This window comes from Streptomyces sp. NPDC104581, from assembly GCF_055583685.1.
Genome location: NZ_JBVJNN010000009.1, coordinates 184,258 through 190,626, shown reverse-complemented (window position 1 = coordinate 190,626; position 6,369 = coordinate 184,258). Strand labels below are relative to the sequence as shown.

The window sequence follows — 6,369 nt, the reverse complement described above, 5'->3', positions numbered from 1 at the left end:
CCCCCCCCCCCCCCCCCCCCCCCCCCCCCCCCCCCCCCCCCCCCCCCCCCCCCCCCCCCCCCCCCCCCCCCCCCCCCCCCCCCCCCCCCCGCTGCTCGTGGGAGACCGGACGCGGGTCAGGGGAACCGCGGTACGGCGTGCGGCGGTACGCCGTCCGGCCACGGGCGGTCCGGCCACAAGCAGTCCACCGTGCGCGCCCGATCCACCGGGCTTCAAGAGCTACCAGGGAAGAGTGTCGTGCAGTTCCGTCAACAGGCCCTCTCCAAGCTCCAGTCACCCGAGGAGATCGATCTGCCGGTGCGGCTCGCCCGGCCCCAGGGCTGTCTGGTGCTGGCCGTCACCGTGGTCGCCATGATCGCCGCGGCAGCCTGGGCGGTGACCGGCACCGTGTCGTCCACCCTCGCCGCCCCCGGCGTCCTCACCTACGCGCAGGGCAGCTATGTCCTCCAGAGCCCCGTCGCCGGCCAGGTCACGGACGTGCTCGCCGAGGAGGGCGAGCGGGTGCCCGCCGACTCACCCCTCGTCAAGGTCCGTACCGCCGAGGGCGACACCGTCGTCCGCACCATCGCCGCGGGACGGCTGACGACCCTGGTGACCTCGGTCGGCTCCGTGATCACCACGGGCGGCGATGTCGCGGCGGTGGAGCGGATCAAGAAGCGCGACGACCCGCTGAGGGTGATGCTGTACGCACCCGCCGAGAGCGGCGCCACCGTGTCCGTCGGCGCATCCGTGGACGTCACCGTCCAGTCGGTGCCCAAGCAGCGGTACGGCGTCCTGCGCGGGAAGGTCGAGGCCGTCGGCCGCGTCGCCGAGAGCAGCCGGCGCATCACCGGGTTCCTCGGCAGCGCCGAGCTGGGTGAGCAGTTCTCCCGCGAGGGCCCACCCGTCGCCGTACTGGTGCGACTTGACGGGTCGTCAGCCACCCGGTCCGGCTACACCTGGTCGTCGCCGGACGGGCCGCCGTACGCCGTCGAATCCATGACCCTGGCCACCGGTTCCGTACGGCTGTCCGAACAGCACCCGATCGATTGGCTGCTCCCGTGAGCCCCCGCCGGCGCCAGCTCCCCCCGGCCCCCCGCAAGCAGCAGCGGCTGCCGCCCGCCGGGCGCGGCAGGCACCGGCCCGACGAGCCGCCGGGCGAGACCTCGGGCACAGGCACCGGCGGCGGACGGCGCCGAGCCGCCGGACGCGGCCGGCCTGCCGCCCGGACCCCCCGGCCCGGGACCGTCCGCACCCCCACCGTCCTCCAGATGGAGGCCCTGGAGTGCGGCGCGGCCTCCCTCGCCATGGTGCTCGCCCACTACGGCCGCCATGTCCCCCTGGAGGAACTGCGCATCGCGTGCGGAGTCTCGCGCGACGGCTCGCGCGCCTCCAACGTCCTCAAAGCGGCACGCGGTTACGGCCTCCGGGCCAAGGGCATGCAGATGGAGACCGAGGCGCTCGCCGATGTCCGGGCGCCCGCCATCCTGTTCTGGGAGTTCAACCACTACGTCGTGTACGACGGCATGGGCCGCCGGCCGGCGGCCGGCCGGGGCGTGCACATCAACGACCCCGACAAGGGCCGGCGTTTCGTGCCGATCGAGGACTTCGACACCAGCTTCACGGGTGTGGTCCTCGTCTTCGAGCCCACCGCCGACTTCCGCCGGGGCGGCCGTAAGCCCGGTGTCATGAGCGCCATGCCCGCGCGGCTGCGCGGCACGGCCGCCACCCTGCTCGCCGCGCTGCTCGCCAGCCTGCTGCTGGTGGCGGTGGGCGCGGCGGTGCCCGCGCTGAGCCGTACGTACATCGACATGTTCCTGATCGGCGGTCAGACGTCGCTGCTGGGGCCGCTGTTCGCGTCGATGGCCGTCCTGCTGGTGCTCACCGCCGTACTGACCGGCCTCCAGCAGGCGAACCTGCTGCGCGGTCGCATCATCTCGTCCACCCTCAGCGGCGCCCGGTTCATGCGGCATCTGCTGCGGCTGCCCGTCACGTTCTTCGCCCAGCGCAGCCCGGCCGACCTCGTCCAGCGGCTCCAGTCCAACGACGCGGTGGCCGAGACCCTGGCACGGGACCTGGCGGCGGCCGGTGTGGACGGGGTCGTGGTGATCCTCTACGCCGCGCTGCTCTGGTCCTACGACCCCCAACTGACCGTCGTCGGCGTCCTGATGGCGCTGCTCAACGTGATCGCGATGCGCATCGTGATCCGTCTGCGCTCCACCGGGACCCGCAAACTCCGGGCCGACAGCGCGCGGCTGACCAACACCTCGTACACCGGCCTCCAGCTGATCGAGACGATGAAGGCGACCGGCGGTGAGAACGGGTACTTCCGCCGGTGGGCCGGACAGCACGCGACGACGCTGGAGGAGCAGCAGAAGCTCGGGGTGCCCAGTGCGGCGCTCGCGGTGGTCGCGCCGACGCTCGCCACGCTCAACAGCGCGCTGATCCTCCTGCTCGGCGGACTGCGGGCGGTGGAGGGGGCCATCTCGATCGGTCTGCTCGTGGCGTTCCAGGCGCTGGTGGTGCGGTTCACCGCGCCGATCACCCGGCTGAACGGGGTGGCGGGCCGCATCCAGGACTTCGCCGCGGACGTGGCCCGGCTCAAGGACGTCGAGAGTTTCCCCGTCGACCCGCTCTACTCACGGCAGCGCCCGGACGCCAGTACCCGGCGGCTGACGGGCCATGTGGAGCTGGAGAACATCGTCTTCGGCTACAGCCCACTGGACGCGCCGCTGCTGAACGGGTTCTCGCTGACGGTGGGTCCGGGGCGACAGGTCGCCCTGGTCGGCGGTTCGGGAAGTGGCAAGTCCACGGTCTCCAGGCTGATTTCGGGTCTCTACAGTCCGTGGGAGGGGACGATCCGAATCGACGGCCGGCGGCTGGACGACATCTCGCGCGGCGCGCTGGCCTCCTCGGTGTCCTTCGTCGACCAGGACGTCTTCCTCTTCGAGGGCACGGTCCGGGACAACGTGGCCCTGTGGGACCCGTCGATATCGGACGACGCCGTCGTCACCGCGCTCAGGGACGCCGCGCTGTACGACGACGTGATCGCGCGCCGCCCCGACGGCATCCACGGCAGGGTCGAGCAGGACGGCCGCAACTTCTCCGGCGGCCAGCGGCAACGGCTGGAGATCGCCCGCGCGCTGGTCAGGCGGCCGAGCATCCTGGTCCTCGACGAGGTGACGAGCGCGCTGGACGCGGAGACGGAGCGCCTGATCATCGACAACCTGCGGCGGCGCGGCTGCGCGTGCGTGGTGATCGCGCACCGGCTGAGCACGGTGCGCGACAGCGACGAGATCGTGGTGCTCGACCACGGCGCGGTCGTGGAGCGCGGCAGGCACGAGGACCTGGTCGCCGCCGGTGGTCCGTACGCCCGACTGGTCAAGGAGTACTGACGTGGCCTCGACGCAGCCGCCGCCCGCCGGAGCGGACGCGGGGCCGGAGCCCGGTGCCGATCCGGTCGTCCACTCCCTGGGCGCGCTGGGTACCCCGGTCGACTGCGCCGGGGTGCGCAACGTGCCGCTGGAGGGACCGCACGTGCTGTGGCTCGTCGTCGGGGGCGCGCTCGACCTGTTCGCGGTCGACGCGGCGCGGCACGGTCAGTGGCACTTCCTCGGCCGCCTCGAAGCGGGAACGCTGCTCCTCGGTCCGGTCGAGGGCCCCCGGCACACCTTGCTGAGCAGGCCCTCGCAGGACTGCGCGCTGCGGCGGATCGCGCTGCGGGAGCTGTACGCGCCCGCGTACCCGGATCCCCAAGTCCCCCCGTACGGACCGGAGTACGGGGACGGGTACGGCGCTCCGCACTCCCCCGGGTACGGCGGCCCGCAGGCAGGTCCGCACGGTGGCGCCCACATCTCGCCGGCCTCTCCCCCGGTCCCGACGCCCCTGGAGCACGCCTTCGCCCTCGGCGCCGCTCGCGGGCTCGGCGCGCTCTTCCAGACCCCGCTCGACACCCACCCGCACGGCGACGGCGCCGTGTCGGACGACGACGTGCTGTGGATGCCGGTGTCCCCCGGCAGTGTGCGGTACGGCGCCTCCTACAGCGCGGACGCGGCGGGAGACCTGCTGGTCGACGGGGCGATGTGGCAGCGGATGGTCAACCAGCAGCACCGGCTGCTGTCGGCCGTGGACCACTGGATCGAGCGGCAGGAGCGCGCCCACGAGGACCGTACCGCCGCCGGTATCAAGGCGGGCGAGGCGGTCCGGGCACGGGCGGACGAGGCGCTGGTGGCCTCCATCGGCCGGCCGGGGGCGGGCCCCGGCGGGACGGGCCGCGCCGCCGGCACGGCCGGCGCGGTGGCCGACGACGCCGCCCGCGACGCGACGTTCGCGGTCTGCCGCCTGGTCGCGGCGGCCTCCGGCATCACGCTCTCCGACCGCTCCCGGGGTGCGGGCACCCCGCTCGACGACCGTGTCGACCCGGTCGAGAGGATCGCGGTCGCCTCCCGGGTCCGCACCCGCGCCGTCCGGCTCGACGCCCGCTGGTGGCGGACCGACTCCGGGCCGCTCGTCGGTCACCGGGCCAAGTCCGGCGCACCCGTGGCGCTGCTGTGGCGGCGCGGCCGTTACGAGGCGGTCAATCCGGCGAGCGGGACCCGGCTGCGGGTGGGCGAGCGGAACGCCGACGACTTCGAACCGCGCGCCGTGATGTTCTACCGCCCGCTGCCCGAAGAGGCCCTGACGCCCTGGCGGTTGCTGCGCTTCGGGCTGCGCGGCAACCGGACCGATCTGCGCGGCCTGCTGCTGACCACCCTGGTCACGGTGGGACTCGGAGCGCTGGTGCCGATCGCCACGGGGCGGGTGCTGGGCGAGTACGTACCGAGCGCGCAGACCGGTCTGATCACACAGGTCTCGCTCGCCGTCATGATCACCGGCATCGTGTCGGCCGCCTTCATGCTGATGCAGAGCCTGACCATCCTGCGGATGGAGGGCCGGATCGAGAGCACTCTCCAACCCGCCGTGTGGGACCGGCTGTTGCGGCTGCCGACGGCGTTCTTCGCCGAGCGTTCCACGGGAGAGCTGGCGAGCGCGGCGATGGGCGTCAGCGGTATCCGCCGGGTGCTGTCGGGCATCGGCCCGGTGGTCGTGCAGTCGGCGGCCGTCGGCGCGACGAGCCTCGTGCTGCTGTTCGCGCACAGTCTTCCGCTCGCGCTGGCGGCGGTCGGGATGCTGGCCGTCATCGCGGCCGTGTTCCTCGGGATGGGGTTGTGGCAGCTGCGCTGGCAGCGACAGCTGGTCGAACTCGGCAACAAGCTCAACAACCAGGCGTTCCAGACTCTGCGCGGGCTCCCGAAGCTGCGGGTCGCCGCGGCCGAGGGCTTCGCGTACGCGGCGTGGGCGCGCGGTTTCGCCCGCTCGCGCGAACTCCAGCAGCGAGCGGGGCGGATCAAGAATCTGACGACGGTGCTGGACGCGGTCCATCTGCCGTTCTGCTCCCTCGTGATGTTCATGCTGCTGGCCGGGCCGGCGCGGGGCACGATGTCGGCGGCTGAGTTCCTGACGTTCAACACCGCCGTGACCATGCTGCTGACCTCCGTGACCCAGCTGACCGGCGCGCTCGTGTCGGTCGCCGCGGCGCTGCCGATGTTCGAGCAGATCAAGCCGGTCCTGGACGCCGCGCCCGAGGTCGGTGACACGGGATCCCAGCCGGGCGTGCTGACCGGTGCGATCGAGGCCCGCGATCTCTCCTTCCGCTACTCCGACGACGGCCCGCTGGTGCTCGACGGCGTGTCGCTGCGGATGGAGCCGGGCGAGTTCGTGGCGGTCGTCGGCCCGAGCGGCTGCGGCAAGTCGACACTGCTGCGGCTGCTGATCGGCTTCGACCGGCCGGTCACGGGCGGTGTGCTCTACGACGGCCAGGACCTGGCGGCTCTGGACCGCGCGGCCGTACGGCGCCAGTGCGGTGTCGTCCTCCAGAACGCGCAGCCGCTCACCGGCTCCGTCTGGGACTGCGTCTGCGGCGCCGAGACGTTCTCGCAGGAAGAGGTGTGGGAGGCCGTCGCGATGGCGGGACTCGCGGAGGACATCAAACGGATGCCGATGGGGCTGCACACCATGATCGCGGGGGGCGGCGCGATCTCCGGCGGCCAGCGTCAGCGGCTGATGATCGCCCAGGCGCTGGTCCGGCGCCCCCGGCTGCTCTTCCTGGACGAGGCCACCAGCGCGCTGGACAACGAGACCCAGCGCATCGTGATGGAGAGCACCCGCGAGCTGAACGCGGGCCGGCTGGTCATCGCCCACCGGCTCTCCACGGTGCTCGACGCGGACCGGGTGCTGGTCATGGAGGCGGGCCGGATCGTCGAACAGGGCCCGCCGGCGGCCCTGTTGGCGGACACGGACGGCAGGCTGCACGAACTGGTCCGCCGTCAGCTGGCTTGATTCCGCCCGGCG

At 73.1% G+C, this 6,369-nt stretch carries 3 protein-coding genes; all 3 read left to right on the top strand.

Annotated elements, in window-relative coordinates:
* Window positions 1-237 precede the first annotated feature (237 nt).
* The 3 genes from ACZ61E_RS10990 to ACZ61E_RS10980 are packed head-to-tail and all read left to right on the top strand — an operon-like array spanning window position 238 to window position 6,357.
* Window positions 238-1,044, top strand: a complete 807-nt coding sequence (locus ACZ61E_RS10990) for a hypothetical protein (RefSeq protein WP_469699265.1) — start codon at window positions 238-240, stop codon at window positions 1,042-1,044.
* Window positions 1,041-3,374, top strand: a complete 2,334-nt coding sequence (locus ACZ61E_RS10985; protein ID WP_469699264.1) for an NHLP family bacteriocin export ABC transporter peptidase/permease/ATPase subunit — start codon at window positions 1,041-1,043, stop codon at window positions 3,372-3,374. Before ACZ61E_RS10990 ends, ACZ61E_RS10985 begins: the two co-directional genes overlap by 4 nt.
* Before the next feature lies 1 nt (window position 3,375).
* Entirely contained in the window at window positions 3,376-6,357 is a 2,982-nt protein-coding gene (locus tag ACZ61E_RS10980) for an NHLP bacteriocin export ABC transporter permease/ATPase subunit (protein WP_469699263.1), read from the top strand.
* The last annotated feature ends 12 nt before the right edge of the window (window positions 6,358-6,369 follow it).